The sequence below is a fragment of the Actinomycetes bacterium genome, from assembly GCA_022599915.1.
GTDB lineage: Bacteria > Actinomycetota > Actinomycetes > S36-B12.
In genome coordinates, this window is record JAHZLH010000070.1 from 1 (window position 1) to 2,681 (window position 2,681).

Here is a 2,681-nt window from a genome sequence, read left to right on the forward strand (position 1 = left end):
CAACAGGGTGAGCCCAAGAGCTGCACACGCTACCGACACGACGTGTTGCCTCATGAGTTCACCCCCGTATGAATACTCAGTTCTCATTGGTTGTCGGCAGCCCACGAAGCGAACTGAAAAAGTCTTGTGTGTGACCTGGCTGACAGCGTCCCGGATGGTGCAGCTGCCAGACTGGCCGGACTACTCGGCCAGCCGCAGCGACGCTTTACCGCAGCACCACCAGGAGAGGTCCAAGAGAACCGCTGCGCGCGGTGCTGATCGCTCCGGCGGTAGGGCGATCGTCAGCCGATGAGGTAGGTATCAGAATCGCCGGGGCCACGGAAGACCGCAACGATCACCTGGGCGCCAACATTCTGCACAACGCAAAAGACGCCGTCGAACACTAGCGAGTCGACTATCTGTCCGCTGTCGCGTTCCATGATCAGTACCTGGTTCTTGGCGGTGCCGGCTTCCGGATTCCCCGAGGGGTCTATGACTCCCAGGTAGAGGTAGCCGTCGGCGGCCGCGACACTGGCGACAATGGCGTCCACTGACCGAGTCTCGAGCGTGGTGTGGCTGCGAGCGTCGACAACAAAGATCGTGCTGGACGTGGCGTCGGACTCGACGAGGTAGACGCGATCTCCGGCTACGCCAGCGAAGTTCGCTGGGATGCTCTTGACCAAAGCGTTGGTCTCGGTGTCGAAAATCGCGGTGACGTGTGTTAAATCATCGAGATCGGCGGAGGCGTAAAGATATCCGCCGGCGGTCGTTAGTCTCCAGTAAAACTGGCTCTCATCGACGGAGGCAAGTTCCTGACCAGTTGCTGGATCGATCTGTACTAGCCGACCATCGGAACCAGGTGTGCCACCGGCTCCGAGTACCGACAGATAGACCTTGCCGTTGGTGGCTTGCAAGGCACCCCACTGTGCCAAGCTTTCCGACAACGTCGTCACTGACGCCACCTGACTACTTGCCGCGTTCATGACCAAGAGTCGCGAATCAGGTTGCTCGGCGTCGGGTGAAGTCACGTGATGTGAAGTCACGACATAAAACCAGCCATTGTCGGCAGTGAAACGCGATATCCACTCGTTGTCAGCCAGGGCCACCGGAAGGCGCCGCTCTATGTCGAAGGTCTCCGGATCGATCTGTGCAATGTAGTTGTCGTTGTCGCCGTGGACCCCAGCGTAAATATCGCCGTCCATGACCGCGACGCCCACAATCCAGTCATCGAGGTTCAGCGTCGCGATCACATCGATCGCCTGATCCGGCACGCTAACCGTTGACCAGGGACTCTGGCCATTCTGGTTGATCGCAGCAACGCGGAACTGGTAGCTGACACCTCGAGTCACAGCCACGTCGTAGCTGGTGGTGACGTTACCGGTCGATGCAGCCACATCGGTCCAACCGCTGCCAGAATCGGATTGGATTCGATAACCGGTGAGTCCAGCTTGGACTTCGGGGGCCTGCCAGGTCAGCCGGACTGCAAGTGCCTTGGAAGCCGTTGTCACGGCGAGGGGTGCTGATGGCACTAATACCGCAGGCTGACGGAAGGTCAGTCGCAGAGTCTTGCTGACCGCGCCTTTCACCCGCTGTGGCCGCACTAATTTCGCGCGTAGTTTGACCTTGGACTTCTTCTGCGACAGTGACAGTTTGGTCCGGTATCGACCATTATTGTTGGTCTTCGTGGTGTCAACGGTCTTCCACTTCTGACCCCTCTTGCGCTGGATGCGGACCTTAGCCCGGGTCACCTTGTCGCGTTGTGAATCGAAAGCCTTGCCCTTCACCCGGAACGGACGACCACTGATCGGATCGTTCTTGGGGCCTTTCAGGGTTACTTTCGCTGTGGATTTCGCGCGTTGCGATACATCGCCTTCGCCGGCCTCGGCTGCTGCAAACGCAGCGCTAGGTGCTACCAGCCCCAGCCCCAGCGCCATAGGCACAGCAATTCCTATTGCGACAACACGTACTGACAACATGGATCCCCCGTAGTGAAGTTGATTCCCCTCCCAGTACTTATCGGCATCGAAAACTCGCCCTTTAACTCGGACTAACTTAGCTTCGTAGGGCAAGACCCGTTGGCCCATTCGTGTCTCACAATGCTGCTCGTGTGGCGCGAGCACGGCAAGGTGGTGTCGGCGCTTGGGGTGGTACGGGTGCTGGTGGCCGCAAGCCCCTGGTGCGCGGGCCGCGCGAGCTACTGCCGAAGTGGGGGATAGGCCAGCGACCGGAAACGGGGTTTTGCCAGAATCGCCAGAGGTTTTGGTGGATCTCCATGATTGGCATTCACCGAGGCTGCGCTACTTAGTCGACTTGGCGCGTACAACGCGACTAAAACCGCGGCATGGACTCGCTGAGCGAAGAAGGACCTAGTGTGCTGGCTAGGTGGGGGAGGGCCCGATATCTGGGCCTAAGAATCGATGATCTGCCTAAGGCAGAGCCGCTCGGGGACACACCTGCGGCATGTCCCCGAGCGTTACCCGCTACAGCGGGCGGATGTTCGTGGCCTGCGGGCCCTTCTGACCCTGCTCGATGTCGAATTCGACTTTCTGGTCTTCCTGCAGGTTGCGATGCCCGCTGCCAGCGATTTCGCTGTAGTGAGCAAAGACGTCTTCTGATGCGCCATCGGGAGTGATGAAGCCGAAGCCCTTGTCGGAGTTGAACCATTTAACGGTGCCGGTTGCCATAACGCTTGTATTCCTTGA

General features: G+C 59.0%; 2 protein-coding genes. Both read right to left on the reverse strand.

Translation table 11 applies throughout. The features are described 5' to 3' along the window. Positions 1–281: 281 nt before the first annotated feature. Entirely contained in the window at positions 282–1,919 is a 1,638-nt protein-coding gene (locus K0U62_11390) for a fibronectin type III domain-containing protein (GenBank protein MCH9802115.1), read from the reverse strand. Between the two features lie 540 nt (positions 1,920–2,459). Further along, positions 2,460–2,663, reverse strand: coding sequence for a cold-shock protein (locus K0U62_11395; GenBank protein MCH9802116.1), 204 nt, complete (start codon positions 2,661–2,663; stop codon positions 2,460–2,462). Between the last annotated feature and the right edge of the window lie 18 nt (positions 2,664–2,681).

What these genes read in the sequence shown, in the direction of transcription:
- K0U62_11395 (MCH9802116.1), bottom strand. Translation starts at nt 2,663, where the DNA reads ATGGCAACCGGCACCGTTAAATGGTTCAACTCCGACAAGGGCTTCGGC.